At 74.1% G+C, this 23,638-nt stretch carries 19 protein-coding genes and 1 pseudogene; 12 read left to right on the forward strand and 8 right to left on the reverse strand.

Features of this window, described 5'->3' with window-relative positions:
• The first annotated feature begins 212 nt into the window (after positions 1-212).
• From IF23_RS0106505 to IF23_RS0106525, 5 genes are all read left to right on the forward strand, one after another.
• Positions 213-1,649, forward strand: a complete 1,437-nt coding sequence (locus IF23_RS0106505) for an FtsW/RodA/SpoVE family cell cycle protein (protein WP_051739307.1) — start codon at positions 213-215, stop codon at positions 1,647-1,649.
• The gene (locus tag IF23_RS0106510) at positions 1,646-3,100 is read left to right on the forward strand and encodes a penicillin-binding transpeptidase domain-containing protein (protein WP_030280759.1); all 1,455 of its coding nucleotides are present in this window, start codon (positions 1,646-1,648) and stop codon (positions 3,098-3,100) included. Before IF23_RS0106505 ends, IF23_RS0106510 begins: the two co-directional genes overlap by 4 nt.
• Positions 3,101-3,183: 83 nt before the next feature.
• Positions 3,184-3,684, forward strand: coding sequence for an HD domain-containing protein (locus IF23_RS0106515; RefSeq protein WP_078653825.1), 501 nt, complete (start codon positions 3,184-3,186; stop codon positions 3,682-3,684).
• Between the two features lie 153 nt (positions 3,685-3,837).
• Positions 3,838-4,716: an ABC transporter ATP-binding protein gene (locus tag IF23_RS0106520; protein WP_030280763.1), complete on the forward strand. Its 879-nt coding sequence runs from the start codon at positions 3,838-3,840 to the stop codon at positions 4,714-4,716.
• Between the two features lie 103 nt (positions 4,717-4,819).
• Positions 4,820-5,293, forward strand: coding sequence for a VOC family protein (locus tag IF23_RS0106525; protein WP_030280764.1), 474 nt, complete (start codon positions 4,820-4,822; stop codon positions 5,291-5,293).
• Between the two features lie 74 nt (positions 5,294-5,367).
• On the opposite strand, the gene IF23_RS0106530 is transcribed toward IF23_RS0106525, so the two are convergent.
• On the reverse strand, positions 5,368-6,519 hold the full coding sequence (locus tag IF23_RS0106530; RefSeq protein WP_051739308.1) for a ferritin-like domain-containing protein: 1,152 nt from the start codon (positions 6,517-6,519) through the stop codon (positions 5,368-5,370).
• A 224-nt stretch (positions 6,520-6,743) separates the two neighbouring features.
• Between IF23_RS0106530 and IF23_RS0106535 the strand changes: the two genes are divergently transcribed.
• The 5 genes and pseudogenes from IF23_RS0106535 (at position 6,744) to IF23_RS0106555 (ending at position 11,825) form a co-directional block, all read left to right on the forward strand.
• Positions 6,744-7,691 carry an AurF N-oxygenase family protein gene (locus IF23_RS0106535; protein WP_030280767.1) on the forward strand — a complete coding sequence of 316 codons (948 nt, stop codon included), beginning with the start codon at positions 6,744-6,746 and terminating at the stop codon, positions 7,689-7,691.
• A 71-nt stretch (positions 7,692-7,762) separates the two neighbouring features.
• On the forward strand, positions 7,763-8,503 hold the full coding sequence (locus tag IF23_RS0106540) for a TetR/AcrR family transcriptional regulator (RefSeq protein ID WP_051739310.1): 741 nt from the start codon (positions 7,763-7,765) through the stop codon (positions 8,501-8,503).
• An 81-nt stretch (positions 8,504-8,584) separates the two neighbouring features.
• Positions 8,585-8,851 (forward strand): hypothetical protein, encoded by a 267-nt coding sequence (locus tag IF23_RS0106545; RefSeq protein WP_030280771.1) that lies wholly within the window; start codon positions 8,585-8,587, stop codon positions 8,849-8,851.
• 542 nt (positions 8,852-9,393) lie between these two features.
• Positions 9,394-10,401 (forward strand): annotated as a pseudogene (locus tag IF23_RS0106550) (chitinase); the annotation flags it as partial.
• Between the two features lie 200 nt (positions 10,402-10,601).
• Entirely contained in the window at positions 10,602-11,825 is a 1,224-nt protein-coding gene (locus IF23_RS0106555) for a C40 family peptidase (protein WP_030280776.1), read from the forward strand.
• Positions 11,826-11,864: 39 nt separating this feature from the next.
• Here IF23_RS0106555 and IF23_RS0106560 read toward each other — a convergent pair whose 3' ends face one another.
• The 5 genes from IF23_RS0106560 to IF23_RS35340 form a co-directional block, all read right to left on the reverse strand.
• Positions 11,865-13,127: a styrene monooxygenase/indole monooxygenase family protein gene (locus IF23_RS0106560; protein ID WP_030280778.1), complete on the reverse strand. Its 1,263-nt coding sequence runs from the start codon at positions 13,125-13,127 to the stop codon at positions 11,865-11,867.
• A gap of 63 nt (positions 13,128-13,190) precedes the next feature.
• Positions 13,191-13,772: a GTP-binding protein gene (locus tag IF23_RS0106565; RefSeq protein WP_051739329.1), complete on the reverse strand. Its 582-nt coding sequence runs from the start codon at positions 13,770-13,772 to the stop codon at positions 13,191-13,193.
• Between the two features lie 73 nt (positions 13,773-13,845).
• Complete coding sequence (locus tag IF23_RS0106570) at positions 13,846-14,247, reverse strand: DUF742 domain-containing protein (protein ID WP_030280783.1); 402 nt, start codon at positions 14,245-14,247, stop codon at positions 13,846-13,848.
• On the reverse strand, positions 14,244-14,735 hold the full coding sequence (locus tag IF23_RS0106575; RefSeq protein WP_051739312.1) for a roadblock/LC7 domain-containing protein: 492 nt from the start codon (positions 14,733-14,735) through the stop codon (positions 14,244-14,246). The genes IF23_RS0106570 and IF23_RS0106575 overlap by 4 nt, the downstream gene beginning before the upstream one ends.
• Positions 14,735-17,737, reverse strand: a complete 3,003-nt coding sequence (locus tag IF23_RS35340; RefSeq protein ID WP_030280786.1) for a sensor histidine kinase — start codon at positions 17,735-17,737, stop codon at positions 14,735-14,737. Before IF23_RS35340 ends, IF23_RS0106575 begins: the two co-directional genes overlap by 1 nt.
• 608 nt (positions 17,738-18,345) lie before the next feature.
• Between IF23_RS35340 and IF23_RS0106585 the strand changes: the two genes are divergently transcribed.
• Complete coding sequence (locus IF23_RS0106585; RefSeq protein WP_030280787.1) at positions 18,346-19,191, forward strand: hypothetical protein; 846 nt, start codon at positions 18,346-18,348, stop codon at positions 19,189-19,191.
• A gap of 94 nt (positions 19,192-19,285) precedes the next feature.
• Here the strand turns inward: IF23_RS0106585 and IF23_RS0106590 are convergent, their stop codons facing one another.
• Positions 19,286-19,780, reverse strand: a complete 495-nt coding sequence (locus IF23_RS0106590) for a MarR family winged helix-turn-helix transcriptional regulator (RefSeq protein ID WP_037677533.1) — start codon at positions 19,778-19,780, stop codon at positions 19,286-19,288.
• A gap of 409 nt (positions 19,781-20,189) precedes the next feature.
• Between IF23_RS0106590 and IF23_RS0106595 the strand changes: the two genes are divergently transcribed.
• Complete coding sequence (locus IF23_RS0106595) at positions 20,190-21,053, forward strand: lysozyme (RefSeq protein WP_030280791.1); 864 nt, start codon at positions 20,190-20,192, stop codon at positions 21,051-21,053.
• 105 nt (positions 21,054-21,158) lie between these two features.
• On the opposite strand, the gene lon is transcribed toward IF23_RS0106595, so the two are convergent.
• Positions 21,159-23,630, reverse strand: a complete 2,472-nt coding sequence (lon, locus tag IF23_RS0106600; protein WP_030280793.1) for an endopeptidase La — start codon at positions 23,628-23,630, stop codon at positions 21,159-21,161.
• Positions 23,631-23,638: the final 8 nt, after the last annotated feature.

The following is a 23,638-nucleotide window of genomic DNA, read 5'->3' on the forward strand; positions in this document are numbered from 1 at the left end:
TCCGCGCGGGGGCGTACGCGTTCCGGTCCCCGGCACGACGATCCGCCGTCGCCCCGGGGAATCCGCTGTTCCCGCGCACCGGCCGCCGGGAGCCGTCTCGGCCTCCCCGTGGAACGAAGCGGAATTACCTCGGAAGCAATGGCATTCCGACATGAGCAGCGCACGATCCGACATAACGCATATAAGCCGCCTTACTTGCTACGTTGCCAGGCATGACGGCAACGGCCCCGCCCCCGGCACCGGCGTCGTCCGCCCGGGCGGCGGACCGGCCGCCGCCGCGCCCGCCGGTCTCCCGGCGGCGCGGCGTCGAGCTGGTCCTGCTGACCGGCGCGGTGCTGATCAGCGTCTGCGGGTACGCCGTCGTCGGGCTGACGGTGCGGGGCGCGGTGCCCGGCGGCGCCGCGGGGTACGGCGCGGGGCTCGGCGCCCTCGCACTCCTGGCCCATCTGGCGGTGCGGTACGGCGCCCCGCACGCCGATCCGCTGCTGCTGCCGGTCGCCGTCCTCCTCAACGGGCTCGGCCTCGTCCTCATCTTCCGGCTGGACCTGGCGACGCCCGGCCACCACGCGGCACCGGCGCAGCTGGTCTGGTCGGCGGTCGGGATCGCGCTCTTCACCGCGGCGGTGCTGCTGGTGCGCGACCACCGGCGGCTGGCGCGGTACGGGCCGGTGTGCGCGGCGCTGGCGCTGGCGCTGATGCTCGCGCCGCTGGCGTTCCCGGCGGTCAACGGCGCCAAGATCTGGATCCGGCTCGCCGGGTTCTCGATCCAGCCGGGCGAGTTCGCGAAGGTGCTGATCACGGTGTTCTTCGCGGCGCGGCTCGCGGCCCACCGGGCGGCGCCCCCGGCGGACGGCCCCGGTGCGGCGCGGCGCGCGGCGCTGCGGATGCTCCGCCCGGTCGCCACGGTCTGGCTGCTGACCGTCGCCATCCTCGTCCTCGAACGCGACCTCGGCACCTCGCTCCTGTACTTCTGCATCTTCGTCGTCCTGCTCTACGTGGCGACCGGGCGGCTGGGCTGGCTGGCGGTCGGGCTGCTGCTGGCCGGTGCGGGGGCGACCGCCGTGGCGGTGCTGGAGCCGCATGTGCACAGCCGGGTGGCGGACTGGCTGCATCCGTTCGCCGGGGTCGCGACGGGCGCGGGCCCGGGGCAACTGGCGCAGTCGCTGTACGCGTTCGGGGCGGGCGGGCTGCTGGGCACGGGGCTGGGCCGCGGCGACTCGTACCTCATCGGCTTCGCCATGAAGTCCGACTTCCTGCTGGCGACGTTCGGGGAGGAGCTGGGGCTCGCCGGGCTGACCGCGCTCTTCCTGCTCTACGCGATCCTGGTGGCGCGGGGCTTCCGCGCCGGGCTGGGGCTGCCCGACCCGTTCGGCGGGCTGCTGGCGGTCGGGCTCGCCTCGCTCCCCGCGGTGCAGGTCTTCGTGATCGCCGGTGGGGTGATGGGGCTGATCCCGCTGACCGGGATGGCGCTGCCGTTCCTGGCCCAGGGCGGCTCCTCGCTGGTGACGAACTGGCTGGTGGTGGCCCTGCTGATCCGCCTCAGCGACCGGGCCCGCAGGCCGCCGGGGGACGCGCCGGACGCGCTGCGGGACACCGTGGAGACCGAGGCGGTGGCGGTGGCCGGGCGCGCCCCGGAGGCGGGCCGGTGATCCGCTGCACCCGGCACGCCGCCGTCTTCTGTCTGCTGCTCTTCGTCGCGCTGCTGGGCAACGCGGCGTGGGTGCAGGTCTTCCGCGCCCCGGAGCTGGCCGCCGATCCGGCCAACCGCCGGGCGCAGATCGCGCGGTACGCGGAGCCGCGCGGCGCGGTGCTCGTCGCGGGGCGGCCGGTGACCGGTTCGCACGACAGCGGCGGGCGGCTGCGGCACGAGCGGACGTACACCGACGGCCCGCTGTACGCGCCGGTCACCGGCTTCTCCTCGCAGACGTACGGCACCTCGCTGCTGGAGCGCGCCGAGGACGGGGTGCTGGCCGGGACCGATCCGCGGCTGACGGCGTTCCCCTGGTGGGACGGGCTGACGCGGGCGCGGCGGCGGGGCGGGACGGTCGCGACGACCATCGATCCGGCGGTGCAGCGCGCGGCGTTCGCGGGGCTGGGCGACCGTACCGGCGCGGTCGCCGCGCTCGAACCGCGCACCGGCCGCGTCCTGGCGCTGGTCTCCACGCCCTCGTACGACCCGGCGCAGCTGTCGGGGAACGGGCCCCGGGTGACGGCGGCGTGGCGGCGGCTGACCGGGGCGGCGCGGCAGCCGATGCTCAACCGGGCGATCCGGCAGACCTATCCGCCCGGTTCGGCGTTCAAGGTGGTCACCGCCGCGGCGGCGCTGGAGAGCGGGCTGGTCACCGACCCGGACGAGCCCACCGACTCCCCCGATCCGTACACCCTGCCCGGTACGGACACGGTGCTGGTCAACGAGTCGGACGACTGTGAGAACGCCTCGCTGCGGGAGGCGTTCCGGGTCTCCTGCAACACCGTCTTCGCGCGGTTGGGCGTCGACGCGGGGCTGGCGACGATGGTCCGCACGGCGCGGGCGTTCGGCTTCGACGGGCGCGGGCCGCGCATCCCCTCGCCGGTCGCGGCGAGCACCTTCGACACGGCGATGGACCGTGCGCAGCTGGCGCTGTCCTCGATCGGCCAGTACGACACGACGGCGACGCCGCTGCAGATGGCGTCGGTCGCGGCGACGGTGGCGGACGACGGGGAGCGGGCGGCGCCCTATCTGGTGGACGAGGTGACCGACGCGTCCGGGACGGCGCTCGCCGCACCGGAGCGCCCGGCGCCGGTCCGGGCGATGGGCCCGGCGACCGCCCGGCGGCTCCAGGAGCTGATGGTGGATGTCGTCGCGCACGGCAGCGGGCACCGCGCCGCGATCGGCGGCGCGGTCGTCGGCGGCAAGACCGGCACCGCCCAGCACGGCGTCCACAACGAGGGCACCCCGTACGCCTGGTTCATCTCGTGGGCGCGCCGGGAGGACGCCGCGCAGCCCGCGGTGGCGGTCGCGGTGGTGGTCGAGGACGCGGCGGCCGACCGGACCGAGATCAGCGGCGGCGGCAGCGCCGCCCCGATCGCGGGCGCGGTGATGCGGGCGGCGCTCCGCTGAGCCCGCCCCGTGCGGCCCGCCCCGTGCGGCCCGTTCCCGTACGGGCCCGGCGTGCGGCCCGCGCGCCCCGGCACAATGACCGCATGACGGAACCTGACGGCGGTACGGCGGCGCGGGGCGCGGCGGGGTCCGGTGCGGCCGCCCCGCTGACCACGGCGGAGGTCGAGGCGTGGGCGCGGCGGGTGCACGCCGGGCAGACGGACAAGGCGGGCCGCCCGTACGCGGAGCATTTGGCGGCGGTCGCCCACGGGGTGCGGGCACGGGGCGGCACCCCGGAGCAGCTCGCCGCCGCCTGGCTCCACGACGCGGTGGAGGACGGGGCGCTCTCCGCCGGGGAGCTGGCGCGGGCGGCGCTGCCGGACGCGACGAAGGCGATGGTCCTCGCCGTCACCAAGCGGGCCGGCGAACCGCCCGAGGAGTACGCCGCCCGCGTCCTGGCCACCCCGGGCGCCCTGCTGGTCAAGACCGCCGATCTGGCCCACAACGCCGACCCGGCCCGCCTCGCGGCGCTCGACGCCCCGACCCGGGACCGGCTGACGGCGAAGTACGCCCGGATGCGGGGGCTGTTGGGACTGGCGGAGTAGCGGGGCCGGTGGGGGGCGGTCCGGCGGCGGGCGGCGCCCTCCCGCACGCGACCGACGACCACCCGGCCACCCTGCCACCCGGTGACGGGGCTCCCGGTTCCACACCCCGGACGCCCCCGCCCGGAGCGGCGCCGCGTCGCTACCCTGCGCCCCATGCCCCTCCCCCAGCCTCCGTCCACGCGTCCTTCGGCAACGCTCCCCGAAGGAGCGCCCCTTCCCGCCCCCGGCGCCGCCCCGCGGGTCGTGGCCGCCCTCACCGGTGTGGGCGTCCGTCGGCACACCACCGGGCGGCCGATCCTGGACGGCGTCGACTGGACGGTCCGGGCCGGGGAGCACTGGGCGCTGCTCGGCGCGAACGGGGCAGGAAAGACCACCGTGCTGCGGCTGGTGGGCGCGCTGATGTTCCCGACGGTCGGCACGGTCGAGGTGCTCGGCCACCGGCTCGGCGCCGTCGACGTACGGGAGTTGCGCGCGGTGATCGGGCTGGTGTCGAGCGCACAGCAGGTGCCGCAGGACGCGACCGGGCACACCGTCGTCCTCACCGGTGCGAGCGGCACCGTGCAGCCGCTGTGGCGGACGTACGACGACGCCACCCGGGAGCGGGCGCACACACTGCTCGCGGAGCTGGACTGCGCGGAGCTGGCGGACCAGCCGTTCCGGGTCTGTTCCGGCGGGCAGCGGGCGCGGATCCTGATCGCCCGGGCGCTGATGGCCGACCCGTCGCTGCTCCTGCTGGACGAGCCGTTCAACGCCCTGGACCTGCCCTCGCGCGAGGATCTGATCGACGCGCTCCACCGGCTCGCCGTGGACCGCCCGGAGCTGGCGACCGTCACCGTCACCCACCATCTGGAGGAGCTGTCGCCCACCGTCGGCCACGCGCTGCTGCTGCGCGAGGGCCGGGTGCAGGCGCGCGGCCCGGTGGCGGAGGTGCTGACCGGCCCCCGGATGACGGCGTGCTTCGGCCGCCCCGTGGAGGTGTCCCGGCACGCGGGCCGGTGGGCGGCCCGCTCCGGGCGGCATCCGGTGGGCTGACCGGGCGGCGGGTCCCCCCGATGGCGGCGCCGCCCCGGGGTGGCGCGGTCGTTGTCAGGACAAGCGGGGCGTGCGTCCCGTCCGCCGACTCCAGGAGCGCACCATGCCGAGGATCACCCCGAATCTCTGGTTCGACACCCAGGCGAAGGACGCCGCCGAGTTCTACGTCTCGGTGTTCCCCCACTCCCGCGTCACCCAGGTCTCGTACTACGGCGAGGCCGGTCCGCGACCGGCCGGGACGGTGCTGACCGTCGACTTCGAGCTGGACGGGCAGCCGTACACGGCGATCAACGGCGGGCCGGAGTTCACCTTCGACGAGGCGATCTCGCTGCTGATCAACTGCGCGGACCAGTCCGAGGTCGACTACTACTGGGACGCCCTGGGCAAGGGTGGCCGCACCGGTCCGTGCGGCTGGCTCAAGGACCGCTACGGGCTGTCCTGGCAGGTGGTCCCCGACGCGCTCGGGGAGCTGATGGCCGATCCGGATCCGGCCCGCGCCCAGCGGGCGCTCCAGGCGATGCTGGGGATGGAGAAGCTCGACGTCGAGGCGTTGCGGGCGGCGGCGGACGGGGGCTGAGCCCGGCGGCGGACCGGTGCGGCGGGGCGCCCCGCGGTGACGGGCGCCCGCCCGACCGGCCCGGACCGCCCGCCTCAGCCCCGCCCGGCCCCGCCCTCGGTCTCCTCCCCGGTCTCCTCGCCGTCCGCCGCGCCCGCGGCCACCGTCGCGGCGACCTCGGCGGTGCGGGCCGCCTCCTCGGCAGCGAAGCGCCGCGCGTCCAACTGCTCGGCGATCTCCTCGTCCTGGGCCATCAGCGCGTCCAGCTGCGCATCGCCCAGATCGAGGACGCCCAGGTCGGCGTAGGCGCGTTGCAGCCGCGGGCCCCACAGGCCGATGTCCTTGACGCACGGCACGATGCGGCTGAAGAGCAGTTTGCGGAAGAGGTGCAGGAACTCCGACTGCTCGGTGAGTTCCAGGGCCTCGGCGCGCGGTATGCCGAAGTTCTCCAGCACCTCCAGACCGCGCAGCCGGTCCCGCATCAGGTAGCAGCCCTCGATGACGAACTCCTCGCGTTCGCGCAGTTCGGCGTCGGAGAGCTGCCGGTAGTGGTCACGCAGCGCCATCCGGCCGAAGGCGACGTGCCGGGCCTCGTCCTGCATGACGTAGGCGAGGATCTGGTGCGGCAGCGGCTTGGTGGTGGTGTCGCGGAGCATGCCGAACGCGGCCAGCGCCAGGCCCTCGATGAGCACCTGCATCCCGAGGTAGGGCATGTCCCAGCGGGCGTCGCGCAGGGTGTCGTCGAGGAGGGCGCGCAGGCTGTCGTTGACGGGGTAGAGCAGCTGGACCTTCTCGTGGAGGAAGCGGCTGTAGATCTCCGCGTGCCGCGCCTCGTCCATGGCCTGGGTGGCCGAGTAGAACTTCGCGTCGAGGTCGGGCACCGACTCGGTGATCCGCGCGGCGCACACCATCGCGCCCTGCTCCCCGTGGAGGAACTGGCTGAACTGCCAGGACGCGAAGTGCTGCCGCAGCGAGCCGCGCTCCCGCTCGGACATCCGGTCCCAGTACGCCGTGCCGTACAGGGCGGTCACCTCGTCGGGGGTGCCGAGCGGGTCGAACGGGTCGACCTCCTGGTCCCAGTCGATGCGGGTGGTGGCGTCCCACTGCTTGTCCTTGCCCTTCTGGTAGAGGGCGAGGAGCCGGGCGCGGCCCTCGTCGTACTCCCAGCTGAAGCGGGCGGCGCCGGCGGCGGGGACCTCCCACAGGAGGTCGTCCGGCTCTCGGGTGTAGGTCTCGCGGCTCGACACGGGCGTCTCCTCGGCTCACCGGGCTGCTGGGGCCTGTCGTCACGCTCCGCCCGTCGGCCGGGCGGGCGCGTCGTGCGGCGCGGCCCGGCGACGGGGTCATCTGAGGCTCACACGCTCCTTACCGGCGGGTCAAGAAGTCGCGTGCGAGGGATTGACGGGCTTGCTGACAGGCAGTCTCATAAGAGGTGACCGTTGGTAACCCCATGAGCGAGGTGGCCCCAGCCATGACGAGCGCGACGACCGCGATGACCGTGCCGGACACCGAAGTGCTGCGGGACGCCCTCGGGCTGCTCAAGGACCGCGAGCAGGTGGCCGAGCGGCTGCTCGACTCCTCCGCCAAGCACTCCTTCGACCCCGACGCCGAACTCGACTGGGACGCCCCGCTCGAAGCGGGCAAGTGGTACTGGCCGCCGGAGCTGGTCTCCCTCTACGACACCCCGCTGTGGCGCCGGATGTCGGTGGAACAGCAGCAGGACCTCTCCCGCCACGAGGCCGCCTCACTCGCCTCGTTGGGCATCTGGTTCGAGATCATCCTGATGCAGCTGCTGGTCCGGCACATCTACGACAAGCCCGTGACCAGCGCACACGTCCGCTACGCGCTCACCGAGATCGCGGACGAGTGCCGCCACTCCAAGATGTTCGCCCGGCTGATCACCCGCACCGGCGCCCCCACGTACCCGGTCTCCCGCCTCAACCACAACCTCGCCCGGATCCTCAAGACCGTCTCCACCACGCCCGGTTCGTTCGCCTGCACCCTGCTCGGCGAGGAGATCCTCGACTGGATGCAGCGGCTGACCTTCCCGGACGAGCGGGTGCAGACCCTGGTGCGCGGGGTGACCCGGATCCATGTCGTCGAGGAGGCGCGCCATGTGCGCTACGCCCGCGAGGAGTTGCGGCGGCAGATGGTGACCGCGCCGCGCTGGGAGCGGGAGCTGACCCGGGTCAGCTCGGGCGAGGCGGCGCGGGTCTTCTCCCTCGCGTTCGTCAACCCGGAGGTCTACAGCAACGTCGGGCTCGACCGGCGGGAGGCCGTCGCGCAGGTCAGGGCGAGCGGGCACCGCCGTGAGGTGATGCAGTCCGGCGCCAAGCGGCTGACCGACTTCCTCGACGAGATCGGCGTACTGCGCGGCGCGGGCCGCAAGTTGTGGCGCAGCTCCGGCCTGCTGGCCTGATCCGCGCGGCGCGGCGGGCGGCGGCCCGGGCGTCTGTGCAGCCGCGAAGCCGCGGCCGTTACCCTGCAGGTATGAACGGCAGCGGCACCGCCCCAGCAGTACCCCGACCGGCCTACCGCAGGATGGGTGTGGAGCAGCGCCGCAGCCAACTCCTCGCCGCCGCGCTGGGACTCTTCGCCCACCGCGCCCCCGAGGACGTCACCCTCGACGACGTCGCGACCGCCGCCGGGGTCTCCCGGCCGCTGGTCTACCGGTACTTCCCCGGCGGCAAACAGCAGCTGTACGAGGCGGCGCTGCGCAGCGCCGCCGACGCCCTGGAAGGCTGCTTCGACGAACCGGAGGCCGGTCCGCTCACCCAGCGCCTCTCGCACGCCCTCGACCGCTATCTCGCCTTCGTCGACGAGCACGACGCCGGGTTCAGCGCGCTGCTCCAGGGTGGCAGCGTGGTGGAGACGTCCCGGACGTCGGCGATCGTGGACGAGGTCCGGCGCGCCGCGGCCGACCGCATCCTCCAGCACCTCGGCGTGCCGGAGCCGGGGCGGCGGCTGCGGATGACCGTACGGATGTGGATCACGGCGGTGGAGGCCGCCTCGCTGATCTGGCTGGACGAGGAGAAGAACCCGGAGCTGGACGAGTTGCGGGACTGGCTGGTCGACCACTTCGTCGCGCTGCTGACCTCCACGGCGGCGAGCGATCCGCAGACCGCACAGGTGCTGCGCCGGGCCCTGGCCCTGGAGACCCGCGAGGGCCGCCTCGGCGTCCTGGCCCGCGGCGCCCTGCCGGTGCTCGGCGAGGCGGGGCACCTCCTCTGAGACGGCGCGCCCGGGGGCGGGCCGCCCGCAGGGCACCGGTCCGCCCCGCCGTGTGACCCCCGCCGGTGTGACACTGACCCGGTGAGAAGCGAGAACACCCCGTTCACCGGTGGCCCGCTGGACGGCCGGGTGCTGCCGGTCCTCCTCGACGCGACCGGACGGCCGCCGAAGGTCTACACCGTGCCGGTCCCGCACGACGACGGCACCCCGCCGACGGTGCACGTCTACCGCCGCGTCCCGGGCCCGCCCGGCCGCCTCGGTCTGCCCCGCGGCTGGCGCTACGCGTACGATCCCGAGGGCGACACGGGGCGGCGCCGCCTCAAGTGGCCCTGGAGCAAGGCGAGTTGAGAGGTTGGGGCGAGGCGTGCGGCCATCGGTCCCGTACGCCCGCCCCGACCGCACACCACCCGCGAGGTGCCGCCCGGCGCGGGGCTCCCCCACACGCCCGGCGGCGCCGCCCGCGCCTCGGCCGGTGACGCCCGGGGCCCGGCCGGTGGCGCTCCGCCGCGCCAACTCCCGCTCCGCGCACCCGCATCCCACTCTGGTCCGGACCATTGACACCCAATGGTCTAGTCCTGTTTGCTTCCTGCCCGGGGGAGCCGCCCCGCCTCCCTGACCGGATCGACCCCTTCAGGGGCGGCCTCCCCCGCTTCGACACCGCGCCACCGCCCGTGCACCGCCCCGTGCCACCGTCCCGCGCCGTCGACCGAAGGAGCAGCACCATGCGCACCGGCTCGCCCCGCACCGCCCGCCCCGGCCGCACCCGCCGCCGCCGTGCGCTGCCCGCCGCGCTCGCCGCCATCGCCGCCACCGCCGCGCTCACCGCCCTTGCCGGAACCGGACCGGCGCACGCCGCCCCGGCACCCGCCCGCCCCGCTGCCGCTGCCGGGCACACGCTCGTCGGCTATCTCCACACCAGCTTCGCCAACGGCTCCGGCTACACCCGCCTCGCCGACGTCCCCGACAGCTGGGACATCATCGACCTGGCCTTCGGCGAGCCGACCTCACCCACCTCCGGCGACATCCGCTTCTCGCTCTGCCCGCAGAGCGAGTGCCCGGGCGTGGAGAGCGAGGACGACTTCAAGGCGGCGATCAAGGCCAAGCAGGCGGCGGGCAAGAAGGTACTGATCTCCATCGGCGGACAGAACGGCCAGGTCCAGCTGACCACCGCCGCCGCCCGGGACACCTTCGTGAAATCCGTCGGCGACATCATCGACCGCTACGGGCTCGACGGCCTCGACATCGACTTCGAGGGGCACTCCCTCTCCCTGGACGACGGCGACACCGACTTCACCAAGCCCACCACGCCCTCCGTCGTCAACCTCATCGCGGCGGTGAAGTCGCTCAAGGCGAAGTACGGCGACGCGTTCACGCTGACGATGGCGCCGGAGACCTTCTTCGTCCAACTGGGCCACCAGTTCTACGGCTCCGGCCCGTGGGGCGGCCAGGACCCGCGCGCCGGGGCGTATCTGCCGGTGATCCACGCGCTCCGCGACGATCTGACGCTGCTGCACGTCCAGGACTACAACTCCGGCCCGATCATGGGGCTGGACGAGCAGTACCACACCATGGGCAGCGCCGACTTCCACATCGCGATGACGGACATGCTGCTCAGCGGCTTCCCCGTGGCGGGCGACAAGGACAAGGTCTTCCCGCCGCTCAAGCCCTCCCAGGTGGCGATCGGCCTGCCCGCATCGCCCAACGCAGGCAACGGCCACACCTCGACCGGCGACGTCACCAAGGCGCTCAACTGCCTCACCAAGAACACCGACTGCGGCGGCTACACCCCGCACGGCGCCTGGCCGGACCTCGGCGGCCTGATGACCTGGTCGATCAACTGGGACCGCTTCAACAACTGGGAGTTCCAGAAGAACTTCGACGCCTACTTCGGCCGCTGACCGGAACGGGCCCGCACCCCACCCGCACGCCGCCCCGCCCGACGCCGATCGGGTGAGCCAGCCGCCCGCCTCCTCCCTCTTCGTACGGAAATCACCACCCGCCGTGGCAGCATCCCCTGCGTTCGCACGTCACGGATACGGCCGACGGCCGGAGCACCGGGCACCCCGGCGCCCCGGCCGTCGGCGTCGGAGGTGGTCTGATGTCCGGTCCCGCACCGCGGTCGTCGCGCACCCTGCGAGCGGCCGGTGCCACGCTGCTCCTGGGCGCCACCGCGCTGGCCGGACCCGCGGCCTCCGCCTCGGCCGCCCCCACCCCGGACCCGGCCACGACCGCCGCCCCGGACACCCCGGCCCCGGACACCTCGGCCCCGGGCGGCGACAGCCCCGCCGCCCTCCTCCGCCGCCTCCAGGCCCTCTACCGTTCCGCCGAGGAGTCCACCGAGGCGTACAACGCCACCCAGGAGGACCTCAAGGCCACCCAGGCGCGCGCCACGGCCCTCGACGCCCAGTTGCAGCAGGCCCGCGCCCGGCTCGCCGGGGCCCGCGCCGACGCCGGGCGCCTCGCCCGCCAGCAGTACCAGGGCGGCGGCCCCGCCACCTTGGCCCAGTACGTCCGGGTGCTGCTCGCCGACGACCCGGAGCAGGCGATGGACCGCAGCCACCTCCTGCACACCGCCGCCTCCGAAGCCGCCGCCACCGTCGACCGGATGGCCCGCGACGCGCGCCGGGCCGACACCCTCGCCCGGCAGGCGGACGCCGCCCTCGCCCGGCAGCGCACCCTCACCGCACAGCGCGCCCGCCAGCAGACGACCGTGCAGAACCGCCTCAAGGACGTCGAGAAACTGCTCGCCGGACTCTCCGAGGACCAACTCGCCACCCTCGACCGGCTGGAGAGCGACGGCGCCGCCACCGCCCAGCGGGCGCTGGTCTCCCGGGGCGCACTCGGCGCGGCGGGCGCCCCCTCCTCGGCGGGCGACCGGGCCATCGCCTACGGGCTCCGCCAGGTCGGCAAACCGTACGTCTGGGGCGCGACCGGGCCCGACTCCTTCGACTGCTCCGGCCTCACCTCGCAGGCGTGGTCGCACGCCGGGCGGCCCATCCCGCGCACCAGCCAGGAGCAGTGGAAGCGGCTCCCGCACGTCCCGCTGAACCGGCTGCGCCCCGGCGACCTCGTCGTCTACTTCCCCGGCGCAACCCATGTGGCGCTCTACCTCGGCGCCGGAAAGGTCGTCCAGGCGCCCCGCCCGGGCACCGCCGTCCGGGTCTCCCCGCTCGCCGCCAACCCGCCGATCGGCGCCGTCCGCCCGGACCCCGGCGCCCGGCCGGTCAGCGGCTACACCGCGCCCCGCCAGGTGACCGCCGACGGCCCGGCGTCCGGCGGCGCGGACACCGGATACGCGACGTCCGCCGCCCCCGGGCACTGAGCCGGGGACGACGGACGGGAAGCGGCGGACGGTCCGGGGTCAGACCTCCGGGCCGCCGAACGAACCGAGGTACGCCTCGCACTTCTCCCGCTCGAAGAAGAAGTTCTCGAAGTCGGCGGGGTCGTTGAAGCCGTTGGCGAAGCGGTCCGCGACCGGCTGGATCTGCCCGGCGGCACCGAGCAGGTTCAGCACATGCTCGGGCGGCGGCGCCAGCATCGCGTTGGTCCACTTGGTGACGTGCTGCGCGGTCTGCCAGTAGCGGTCGAAGGTGGCCTGCATCCACTCCGCGTCGAACGGCTGGTCACCGCGCTCGACGATGGAGGCGAGGTAGGCGGCCGCGCACTTGGAGGCGGAGTTGGAGCCCTGACCGGTGATCGGGTCGTTGGCCACGACGACGTCCGCGACCCCGAGGACCAGACCGCCGGAGGGCAGCTGCCCGACGGGCCTGCGCACCGTCGGCGCATACCGTCCGGCCAGTGTGCCCTGCGCATCGGTCAGTTCGACCTTCGTGGAGCGCGCGTACTCCCACGGCAGGAACTTCTCCAGCAGTTCGAGGGTGAGCGCCAGGTGCTCGTTGGGGTCCTTGACGCCCTGGAACGCGTCGAGCGGACCACCCGGTACGCCCTCCCAGAAGAGGATGTCGGCACGGCCGGAGTTGGTGAACGTCGGCATGACGAACAGCTCGCCGACGCCGGGCACCAGGTTGCAGCGGACCGCGTCGAACTCGGGGTGCTCCGGGCGCGGCCCCATGCCGTGGACGTACGCGACGGCCAGCGCGCGCTGCGGGGCGTCGTACGGCGAACGGGACGCGTCGCGGCCGAACATCGACACCAGCTCGCCCTTGCCCGCCGAGACCAGCGTCAGATCGTAGCGGCGGGCGAAGAAGTCCAGGTCGGAGACTGCCGCGCCGTGGATGACGAGCTGACCGCCGCGCTGTGCGAAGGTCTCCATCCACCCGGCCATCTTGACCCGCTGGTCGACGGACTGGGCGTAGCCGTCGAGCTTGCCGACCCAGTCGATGGCCCGCTGCGAGCCCTCGGGCGACTGGAAGCTGCCGGGGGCGGCGACCGAGACGCCCAGACCCTCGATGCGCGGCGCCTGGCTCTCCCAGAAGTTGAGCTGGAGGTCGCGCTCGTGCTGGAGGGCGGTGTGGAACATGCACTGCGTCGACATGACCCGTCCGGAGCGGATCTCGTCGGGAGTGCGGTTGGACATCAGGGTGACCTCGTACCCCTTGGACTGGAGGCCAAGGGCGAGCTGGAGGCCGGACTGGCCGGCTCCCACGACGAGTATCTTCCGCATGGCGGTGCTCTTCTCTGCGTTCGCTGCTGCTTCGGGGCGGGGGTGGATCGGTGCGGCGGCAGCCTATTCGGGCGTTTCGGCCAGCGCGTGGCCGACCAGTGCCAGCAGCGATTCGACGACCGTGGGCCGATTCCTCGCATCCATGATCACGATGGGTACGTGCGGCGGCACGGTCAGCGCGTCCCGCACGTCCTCCACCGCGTACATCGGTGTCCCCTCGAAGTGGTTGACGGCGACGACGTAGGGCAGCTGGCAGCTCTCGAAGTAGTCGAGCGCCGGGAAGCAGTCCTCGAGGCGTCGGGTGTCCGCCATCACGATCGCGCCGATCGCGCCGCGCACCAGGTCGTCCCACATGAACCAGAAGCGCTGCTGTCCGGGCGTGCCGAACAGGTAGAGCACCAGCTCCTCGTCGAGCGTGATGCGGCCGAAGTCCATCGCCACCGTGGTGGTCTTCTTCTCCGGCGTGGCGGTCAGATCGTCCGTCTCCGCGCTCGCCTGCGTCATCACCGCCTCGGTCTGCAGCGGGGTGATCTCCGAGACCGAGCCGACGAAGGTGGTCTTGCCGACACCGAAGCCACCGGCGACCACGATCTTCGTGGAGATCGGGGCCCGCGAGCGGTCGGTCTGCCAGCTCTGCAGGCCCATGTCGGCGGCGGACTGCGCACCACCGGCGAACAGGTCCACGCCGTCGGCGCCCGCCGCACCGGCCGTTATCGTGTCAGAGCCTGTGAAGTCCACTCAGCACCCTTTCCAGCAGCGCGCGGTCGGGCCGGCCGGTGCCGTGACCGGTGCCGTAGACGCGGATCTTTCCCTGGTCGGCGAGGTCGCTCAGCAGCACCCGGACCACGCCGAGCGGCATCTTGAGCAGTGCGGAGATCTCCGCCACCGAACGCATCCGGCGGCACAGTTCCACGATGGCGCGCATCTCCGGCATGACCCGGTCGCCCCAGCCGCCGGACGTCAGCTCGGGACGCTCGGCGGAGGCGTCGAGCGCCGCCACGATCGTCTCGACGAGCAGGACGTGACCGAAGCGGGTCCGGCCGCCGGTCAGTGAATACGGTCGTACACGCGCGGGTTTACGGTCCCCGCCGCGCACGGGGAGTTGGGGTGTGGTGCTCACTGGGCGCTCTCCATCGACTTACGCAATTCGCTGCGGAGTTCGGGGGTGAGGACATGTCCGGCACGGCCGACGAAGAGCGCCATGTGGTAGGCGATGATGCTCATGTCGCAGTCCGGCGTCGCGTGCACGCCGAGCAGCGAACCGTCGCTGATCGACATCACGAAGAGACTGCCCTCGTCCATGGTGACCATGGTCTGCTTGACCAGCCCGCCGGACATCAGCTTGGCGGCGCCGGAGGTGAGGCTGCCGAGACCCGAGACGATGGTGGCCAGGTCGGCGCTGGAGCCGCGGGGCCCCTCACCGTCCTCCGCGTGCGCCGCCTCCCCGTTCCGACCGGGGTCGGAGGAGAGCAGCAGCAGACCGTCGGAGGAGACGACGGCGACGGAGAGGATCCCCGGGACCTCGTCGACAAGATTGGTCAGCAGCCAGTGCAGGTTCCGGGCCTGGGTGCTCCGGCCTGCTCCGTGGGCAATGGGTGCTTGGGCCATCAATCGCGTGCCTCCTCGACAACGTGGCTCTTCCCCGGGGCCCCCGCTCCGTCGGTGTCCGTCTGTGAGCCGGTCTGCTGCGCGGCCCCGTCCTGCGGCGCCGCGGCGGCCGGTCCTGCGGGGCCGCCCGCGAACTCGGCCTCGACCTCGCGGCGGCCGGAGCGCGCACCCTGCTGGAAGCCGCCGAGCCGCCGCCGCAGCGCCTCCGCGTTGGCCTTGCCGGTCTTGCGCGGCGCGGCGGTGTTCGCCTTCGGCGCCACGACCTTGGGTGTGCGCTTGGGCAGGCCCATGTCCGTACGGCGCTGCTCGGGCACCGCGGCGTCCGGCGTGGCCTCCCCGGCGTGCGGCGCGGCCGCCGGGCCGGGCTCCGCTGCCGGGGCGGGCCGGGCGTGCTGGTCGGGCCCGATGGCGTACGGGTCGGCCGGGGCGGCGGGCTCCTGCGGCCTGCGGTGGCTGCCGGTGCCGGGCGCGGCGTAGGGGCCGGACGACATCGGGCCGTACGCGCTGCCGCCGTCCGCGGCGGGCGCCTCGACGTACGGGGCGACCGGACCGGCCGGGGCGGGACGCCCGCCGGACGCGTCCGGACCGACCTGGGTGACCGGCGCCTGCGGACCGGGCACCTGCGGGGCCGGGGCCTGCGCCTGCCGACCGGGCGCCTGCGGGGCCGGGGCCGCGCCCGGGGGCTGCGGCTGCGGCGCTATCGGACCCTGGGGAGCCGGGTCCTGCGGGGCCGGGACCTGCGGACCGGTCGGGGTCTGCGGACCGGCGGGCGCCTGTGGGCCCGTCGGCGCCTGCGGCGTGGGGGCGCCGCGGTCGGGGAGACCGGCCGCGTCGATGGCGCGCTCGGCGGCGGCGACCAGCGGGTCGGCCTGCGGGGCGGGGGCCGCGGCGGGACGCGCGGGGGCGCCGCCGCGCTTCGGCAGGCCGGACGGGTCGGCCCGCGGCACCCGGGTCTGGAGCGCGTTGGAGTTGGCCTCGGCGACCGAACCGGGCAGCACCGGGCCGGGGGCCGGGGCGCCCGCGCGGGTGTTCACCGGGCCGGGGCGGGTCGGCAGGATCGAGCCGGGCAGCACCACCACGGCGGTCACCCCGCCCTGGTGCTGGGCGCGCAGCTGCACCCGGACGCCGTGCCGGGCGGCGAGCCGCACCACGACGTACAGGCCCAGGCCCAGGGACTCGTCGATGGTCTCGGAGGTCGAGGCGGCCTCCGCGTCGGCGAGCCGTTCGTTCAGCTCGGCGAGGCGCTCGGCGGTCATGCCGATGCCCTCGTCCTGCACCGAGAGCATCAGCTCACCGGTCTCCAGCAGCCAGCCGGACAGCTCGACATGGGCCTCCGGCGGGGAGAACGCGGTGGCGTTCTCCAGGAGTTCGGCGACCAGGTGGCTGATGTCGTCCGCGGCGAACCCGGCGAGCTGGGCGTGCGGCGGCAGCGACTGGATGATCACCCGGTCGTACCGCTCGATCTCACTGACCGAGGCGCGCAGCACATCCAGCAGCGGCACCGGGCCCGCGTTGCTGGTGCCGTGCTCGGTGTCGGCGAGGACCAGCAGGTTCTCGCTGTTGCGGCGCATCTGCGCGGCGAAGTGGTCGAGCTTGTAGAGCGTCTCCAGGGCCTCGGGGTCCTGCTCCTGCTCCTCCATCGACTCGATGACGTGGAGCTGCCGCTCGACCAGGCTGATGGTGCGCAGCGCGAGGTTGACGTACCGGCCGTGCACACCGGTACGCAGCGTCGCCAGCCGCTCGGTCAGCTCCGCGACCTCGGCCCGCAGCGCCTCGCGCTCGCCGTCGAGCACCTCGCGCTCGTCGGCCAGCCGCTGGCGGGCGGTGATCAGACGGCCGCGCTCGCCCTCCAGCTCGGCGGTGCGCCGGGCCACGTCGGAGACCTGCGCGTGCAGGGCGTTGACGGAGCGGACGGCGGCGGCGAACTCGTCGTTGCGGCCCTTGAAGGCGATGGGCTCCTCGTGCGCCGGGTCCGCGGCGACCCGCTTGGCGCCGAGCCGCAGCGCGGCCAGCGGGCGGGTCATGGAGCGGGCGGCGGAGATCGAGACGCCGAGCGCCAGCAGCAGACAGACGCCGACCAGCGCGATCCGGATCTCCAGCGCGGTGACGTCGTCGTCGCGCAGATCGGACAGGCGCTGGATCTCCTGGGTGGCCAGGGCCGACTCGATGCCGCGCATCAGGTCGATCCGGGCGGTGAGGGTGGCCTGGACCCGCGAGCGGCTGAGCGCCGCGTCGGCGGCGTCCATCCGCGGCTGGTCGGTGAGGCGGGTGAGGTACCGCTCGGCGGTGGTGACGTCCGCGCCGTTGACGGTGGCGTCGTAGCGGTCCTGGGTGCGCTCCGCGGCGATCTGCGAGAAGTCCGCGAGGGAGCCCTGTTCGCGCAGGTGGGCGAGTTGGGCCGCGGCGGTCAGCTGGGGCTGCTCACCGCCTGCGCGCAGCGCGGCGAGCAGCAGCGCGCGAGTTCCGGCGGCCTGTTCGACGGCGCGGCCGAGCGCGGGCAGCGCGCGGGTGTCGGCGTCGTCGCCGTCCGCGCGGCCGGGCAGCGAGCGGGCGATGTCGTCGGCGATGGCGCCGAGCGCCTGGAGGGTGCGGGTGTACGCCTCGTAGGTGGAGGTCGCGGTCGCCGGTCCCGCCAGGGCCTCCTGACGGATCTGCGGCAACGTGGCGAGCTGCTTCTCGGCGGCGGCGTAGACGGTGGTCTCGCCGGACGCGTTCTGGGAGGCGGCCCGCAGATCGCGCAGCTGCCGGTCGACGCGGGCGCGCAGCGAGTCGTAACCGGCGGCGGTGCTGCCCGCGCGTCCGGTGGCGATGTACGACGTCATGGTGTCGCGCTCGTCCGCGAGGGAGTGGGAGAGCGCGATCGCCCGTGAGTCGAGTTGGGCGAGGTCGACGAGGCGCTGGCTGGTGTGGGTGTCGTCCACCGCGGCGCTGATGCCGGGGGCACCGGCGCCTGCGACGGCGACCGCGACCACCGCCACCGCGCCCATCAGGCGGTTGCGCACCCGCGCGGGGCGCCTGCCCGCGGGGTCACCACCGGTCGTCGTGCCGGGGCCTTGACCCGTGTCCGGTACCGGGACCGGTCGGGCCGGCGTTCCCGGCTTCCCTGCGCTGCCCCGAAGCCGCTTCTTCCGCACCGCTGCTCGCATTCCTGTCTCGCCTGCCCACGCCGTGTGGCGCGCGGGTCCGGCTCGGTTTCCGCTCGCGGGGCGAACCTGCGCGAAACCGCAGCAGTGCACACTTCCGCGAAGGGAAACAGCCCGGCTTTGCGCGGCGCGACGTATGTCCCGGCCCGCCCCCCATGATCCGGGAAGCGACCTTTCCACCGGCTCCGCGCAGTGGCTCGGCAACACTTGCCCGGCCACGCGAATGAGTGAACATCAATCGGAAGTTGACCATCAACTTCCGTGCATGGCCGATTCTCGGTGCAACCCGACGCAACCCTGTGGTGCGTTTGGAGAACCGGTCGGCTCCTGCAAAGATGCCCGCCCGCATCGCGCGCGCCCCCGCACAAGCGGGCCCGCCCCGGGCGCCGCCCCGCAGGTCGGCGGCGCCCCGCCCACGCGGCGCGGTCACCGCCGCCGCCCGGCGCCGCTCCGGCAGACTGCCCGGCATGCGCATCGAACTCGCCGTCGCACCGGGCGATCCCCAACACCCAAACGAGGACTACGCTTCCGTCGCCCTGCCCGCGTCCGGCCAGGGCGGAAGCCTGGTGCTGCTGGACGGCGTGACGCCGCCTGAGGGCGACTACGGCTGCCTCCACACGGTCCCGTGGTTCACCGCGCGTCTGGGGGGCGCGATGCTCGAACTGTCGGTTTCGCACCGGGACATGACGCTCCCTGAGGTGCTCGCGGCGGCCATCTCCCGTACGGCCGCCATTCACCGGTCGACATGTGACCTTTCTCACCCCCGCACTCCGCAGGCCACAGTAGTGGCCGTCCGCTGGTCCGACGAGACCGTCGAACACCTCGTACTCTCCGATTCGGCCCTGTTGTTGACGGGTGCGGACGGTTCCGTGACGCCGGTGCTCGACACCCGGCTCGACCAGCTGACCCCGGCGGTCCGCGCCGCGCGCGAGGCGCTGCGGGCGCTGCCGCGCGGTACGCCCGGGCGGGAGGCGGCCGCCCGCGCGTACGTCCGCTCCGTGGAGGCGCTGCGCAACGCCGAGGGCGGGTTCTTCACCGCGGCGGCCGATCCGTCGGTCGCCGCCCGGGCGGTCACCGGGCGCACCCCGCGGTCCGAGGTGCGGGCGCTGACGGCGCTCAGCGACGGCGCCGGGCGGTGGGTGGAGGTGTTTCGCGCGGGTTCCTGGCGGGAGTGCGCGGCGCTGGTGGCACGGGAGGGTCCGCAGGCGCTGATCGACGCGGTCCGCGCGGCGGAGGCGGCGGATCCGGCGGGCTCCGCGTACCCGCGCGGCAAGGCGCGGGACGACGCGGCGGTGGTGTACGTGGAGCCGTGAGACCGGGGGCGCCCGGGGTGGCCGGGCGGCGCGCGGGCCGCGGCGGGCGCCCCCGAAGCCCCCGAAGCCCCCGGCGCACCGGGCGGGGCGCGTTCTACGACGCGTCCTCCCCCTCCTGTTCCGCGTTGAGGCGGTGCAGCAGGCGGCTCAGCTCGGCGACCTCGGTGCGGTCCCAGGAGGCGAGGCGGCGGGCGTAGCGGGCGCGGCGGGCGAGGCGGGCCCGGCCGTAGCGGTCGCGTCCCTCGTCGGTGAGGCGGACCAGGACGGCGCGGCCGTCGGCGGGGTCCGGCTCGCGGGCGACCAGGCCCAGCTCCTCAAGGGCGTGCAGCTGACGGCTCATCGTCGCCTTGCCGACGCCGAAGTACCCGGCCAGGTCGGTGGCGCGCTGCGCCCCGGCGTCGGAGAGGCGCACCAGCAGGCCGTACGCGGCGGGCTCCATGTCGGGGTGGACCTCGCGGGCCAGCTCGCCGGAGGAGGCGCGGGCCCGGCGCAGGAACACCGCCAATTCGCGCTCCAGGGCGAGGAATACGTGGTCCACACCCGCCGCGTCGCCGTGGTCCGTCGCTCCGTCGGCTGCGGTGTTGTGCACGTCAGCACCCTTTCCGGCGTTTCCGTTCGTGAAAAGTTTCCGCTCGCCGCGGCCGAAGCCGCAGCTCCGCCAGTATTTCGCAGGATTAGACCAACGGCAGCCCCGTGTCCCCCTTTTATCGCCGCGGTCTACGCGCGTATCGTCATTTCTGGCATGGCCACACCAAGTCAGGTGTCGCTCTGCCCGGTCCGCGCACCGCGTCCGCACCGTCGGCGCCGGTACGCGCCGCGCACGCCGCACCACCGCACCTCCGCACGTCGGCACTTCCGCACCCGCACTTCCGCACCGCACTCCGCCGCGCCCCGCGGCGGTCGTCGCCGTACCCCGGCGGCGCGTGACACCGGGACCGTGGTCCGCCGCGGCTCCGTATCCCCCCTCAGGTCACCTCACACGAAAACCGGAGGCACGCATGCTCGTGCACAGGTCGGGCTCCCCGCACCGCACCCGCTCCCGCTCCCTGGCCACCGCGGCCGGCGCCCTGCTCGCCACCGCCGCGCTGCTGGTCGGCCTGCCCGGCAGCGCCACCGCCGCCGCGACGCCCGCCAAGGACGCGCCCGAACCGGCCCACCCCGCGCAGGACTGGGCCGGATCGCAGATCGCCGCACACGAGGGCACCGGCACCGACCGCCCGGCGACCGGGCTGCTCGCCGGGGTCGAGGGTGTCGACGTCAGCGGTCACCAGGGCAACGTCGACTGGGCGACGCTCTGGAACAGCGGCGTGAAGTTCGCGTACGTCAAGGCGACGGAGTCGACGAGCTACACCAACCCCTCCTTCGCCCAGCAGTACAACGGGTCGTACAACGTCGGCATGATCCGCGGCGCGTACCACTTCGCCACCCCGAACACCTCCAGCGGTGCCGCCCAGGCCAACTACTTCGTCGACCACGGCGGCGGCTGGTCCAAGGACGGCAAGACCCTGCCGGGCGCGCTGGACATGGAGTACAACCCGTACGGCGACACCTGCTACGGCATGAGCGCCGCCGGGCTCGTCAACTGGATGAAGGACTGGTTCGCGACCTACAAGTCGCGCACCGGACGCGACGCCGTCATCTACACCTCCACCAGCTGGTGGCAGCAGTGCACCGGCAACAACGCGAGCTTCGGCAGCGTCAACCCGCTGTGGGTGCCGCGCTACGGCTCCTCGGTCGGTGAACTCCCGGGCGGCTGGGGCTTCCACACCATCTGGCAGTACACCTCGACCGGTCCGAACGTCGGGGACCACAACTCGTTCAACGGCGCGTACGACCGGCTCCAGGCGCTCGCCAACGGCTGATCCCGCGCGCCCCGCGGAGGACCGCGGGCGGTACACAGAAGAAGGGGCCCCTCCCACGTGCTGCGGGAGGGGCCCTTCCCCTGGGCGCGGCGCCCGGCGCGTCCGTCACGCCGCGGCGGGCACCGCGCCGTCCGGGGCGGCCGGGTCACGGAGCGGCGCCGCCGCGTCGGTCAGCGCCAGCTCCAGCACCGTGCGCACATCGGTGACCGGCCGTACGTCGAGGGTCCCGAGGATCTCGTCGGGGACCTCGTCCAGATCCGGTTCGTTGCGCTGCGGGATGATCACCGTGGTGATGCCCGCACGGTGCGCGGCCAGCAGCTTCTGCTTGATCCCGCCGACCGGCAGCACCCGCCCGGTCAGCGACACCTCACCGGTCATCGCCACCTCCGGCCGCACCTGACGGCCCGACAGCAGCGAGGCCAGCGCGGTGGTCATCGTGACGCCCGCGCTCGGCCCGTCCTTGGGGACGGCTCCGGCCGGTACGTGCAGATGGACGCCGCGCTCCTTGAGATCGCCGACCGGCAGCTCCAGCTCCGCGCCGTGGGAGCGCAGGAAGGAGAGCGCGATGTGCGCCGACTCCTTCATCACGTCGCCGAGCTGACCGGTGAGCGTCAGCCCCGAGGCGCCCGTCTCCGGGTCGGCGAGCGACGCCTCGACGTAGAGCACATCGCCCCCGGCGCCGGTGACCGCGAGCCCGGTGACCACCCCGGGCACGGCGGTCCGCCGCACCGCCGGGTCCTGCGCCGCCTCCGGGGTGTGGTGCGGCCGTCCGATCAGCGGGCGCAGCTCCTCGGTGCCCACGGTGAACGGCAGCTCCCGTTCGCCCAGTTCGTGCCGGGCGGCCACCTTGCGCAGCAGCCGGGCGACCGCGCGCTCCAGGTTCCGCACGCCCGCCTCGCGGGTGTACTCCCCGGCCAGGCTGCGCAGTGCGCCGTCGGTGAGGGTGACCTCGCCGGGCGCGAGTCCGGCCAGCTCCAGCTGGCGCGGGAGCAGATGGTCGCGGGCGATGACGATCTTCTCGTCCTCGGTGTAGCCGTCCAGCCGGACCAGCTCCATCCGGTCGAGCAGCGGCCCGGGGATGGCGTCGAGGACGTTGGCGGTGGCGAGGAACACCACGTCGCTGAGGTCGAGTTCGACCTCCAGGTAGTGGTCGCGGAAGGTGTGGTTCTGCGCCGGGTCCAGGACCTCCAGGAGCGCCGCCGCGGGGTCGCCGCGGTAGTCGGAGCCGACCTTGTCGATCTCGTCGAGCAGCACCACCGGGTTCATCGAACCGGCTTCCTTGATCGCCCGGACGATACGGCCGGGCAGCGCGCCGACGTAGGTCCGCCGGTGGCCGCGGATCTCCGCCTCGTCGCGTACGCCGCCGAGCGCCACCCGGACGAAGGAGCGGCCCATGGCCCGGGCGACGGACTCGCCGAGCGAGGTCTTGCCGACACCGGGCGGGCCGACCAGCGCCAGCACGGCGCCCCCGGCGCGGCGCCCGCCGGTGGCCTCCCGGCCCTCGGGCGCCTCCGCCGCCCGTTCGGCGCGGCGTTTGCGGACCGCCAGGTACTCGGTGATCCGCTCCTTGACGTCCTCCAGACCGGCGTGGTCCGCGTCGAGCACGGCGCGGGCGCCGGTGATGTCGTAGGCGTCCTCGGTCCGTTCGTTCCAGGGCAGTTCGAGGACGGTGTCGAGCCAGTTGCGGATCCAGGGGCCCTCGGGGCTCTGGTCGCCCGCGTGCTCCAGCTTGTCGACCTCCTTGAGGGCGGCCCTGCGGACGTCCTCGGGGAGCGCCGCCGCCTCGACGCGGGCGCGGTAGTCGGCGTTCTCGTCGTCGCCGTCGCCGGTCAGCTCGGACAGTTCCTTACGGACCGCCTCCAGCTGCCGCCGGAGCAGGAATTCGCGCTGCTGCCTGTCGACGCCCTCCTGGACGTCCTTGGCGATGGACTCGGCGACGTCCTGTTCGGCCAGATGGTCGCGGAGCGTCTCGGTGGCGAACTTCAGCCGGGCGACCGGGTCGACGGTCTCCAGCAGCCGGACCTTCTGCTCGGTGGTGAGGAACGGCGAGTACCCGGCGTTGTCGGCGAGGGCCGAGACGTCCTCGATCTGCTGGACGCGGTCGACGACCTGCCAGGCGCCGCGCTTGCGCAGCCAGCTGGTGGCCAGCGCCTTGTACTCGGTGACCAGCTCGGTCACCGCGCCGGGCAGCATGCGGCCGCCCTCGCCGTCGGTGGCGCCCGCCACCGTCTCCTCGACGGCGGTGCCCGCCACCCAGAGGGCGGCGCCCGGACCGGTGGTGCCGGAGCCGATACGCACCCGGCCCAGCCCGCGGATCAGCGCGCCGGGGTCGCCGTCGGACAACCGGCCGACCTGCTCGACCCGTCCGAGCGTGCCGATCGCCGCGTAGGTGCCGTCGACCCGGGGCACAAGCAGCACCTCCGGCTTGTTGCCCTGGACGGCGGCGGACTGCGCGGCCTCCACGGCGGCCCGTACGTCCGCGTCCGACAGGTCCAGCGGTACGACCATCCCGGGCAGCACCACCTCGTCGTCGAGGGGCAGCACCGGCAGAGTGAGCGTGTGGGACGACGAAGCCATGATCTCCC

Source organism: Streptomyces catenulae (assembly GCF_000718015.1).
Taxonomy (GTDB): Bacteria; Actinomycetota; Actinomycetes; order Streptomycetales; family Streptomycetaceae; genus Streptomyces; species Streptomyces catenulae.

Bases quoted from the DNA above. Each gene is read 5' to 3' on its own strand.
- IF23_RS0106505 (WP_051739307.1), top strand. From the start codon at position 213: ATGACGGCAACGGCCCCGCCCCCGGCACCGGCGTCGTCCGCCCGGGCG.
- IF23_RS0106515 (WP_078653825.1), top strand. From the start codon at position 3,184: ATGACGGAACCTGACGGCGGTACGGCGGCGCGGGGCGCGGCGGGGTCC.
- lon (WP_030280793.1), bottom strand. From the start codon at position 23,630: ATGGCTTCGTCGTCCCACACGCTCACTCTGCCGGTGCTGCCCCTCGAC.
- IF23_RS0106565 (WP_051739329.1), bottom strand. From the start codon at position 13,772: ATGGGCCTGCAGAGCTGGCAGACCGACCGCTCGCGGGCCCCGATCTCC.
- IF23_RS0106595 (WP_030280791.1), top strand. From the start codon at position 20,190: ATGCTCGTGCACAGGTCGGGCTCCCCGCACCGCACCCGCTCCCGCTCC.
- IF23_RS0106585 (WP_030280787.1), top strand. From the start codon at position 18,346: ATGCGCATCGAACTCGCCGTCGCACCGGGCGATCCCCAACACCCAAAC.
- IF23_RS0106540 (WP_051739310.1), top strand. From the start codon at position 7,763: ATGAACGGCAGCGGCACCGCCCCAGCAGTACCCCGACCGGCCTACCGC.
- IF23_RS0106525 (WP_030280764.1), top strand. From the start codon at position 4,820: ATGCCGAGGATCACCCCGAATCTCTGGTTCGACACCCAGGCGAAGGAC.
- IF23_RS0106535 (WP_030280767.1), top strand. From the start codon at position 6,744: ATGACGAGCGCGACGACCGCGATGACCGTGCCGGACACCGAAGTGCTG.
- IF23_RS0106520 (WP_030280763.1), top strand. From the start codon at position 3,838: ATGCCCCTCCCCCAGCCTCCGTCCACGCGTCCTTCGGCAACGCTCCCC.
- IF23_RS0106560 (WP_030280778.1), bottom strand. From the start codon at position 13,127: ATGCGGAAGATACTCGTCGTGGGAGCCGGCCAGTCCGGCCTCCAGCTC.
- IF23_RS0106575 (WP_051739312.1), bottom strand. From the start codon at position 14,735: ATGGCCCAAGCACCCATTGCCCACGGAGCAGGCCGGAGCACCCAGGCC.
- IF23_RS0106555 (WP_030280776.1), top strand. From the start codon at position 10,602: ATGTCCGGTCCCGCACCGCGGTCGTCGCGCACCCTGCGAGCGGCCGGT.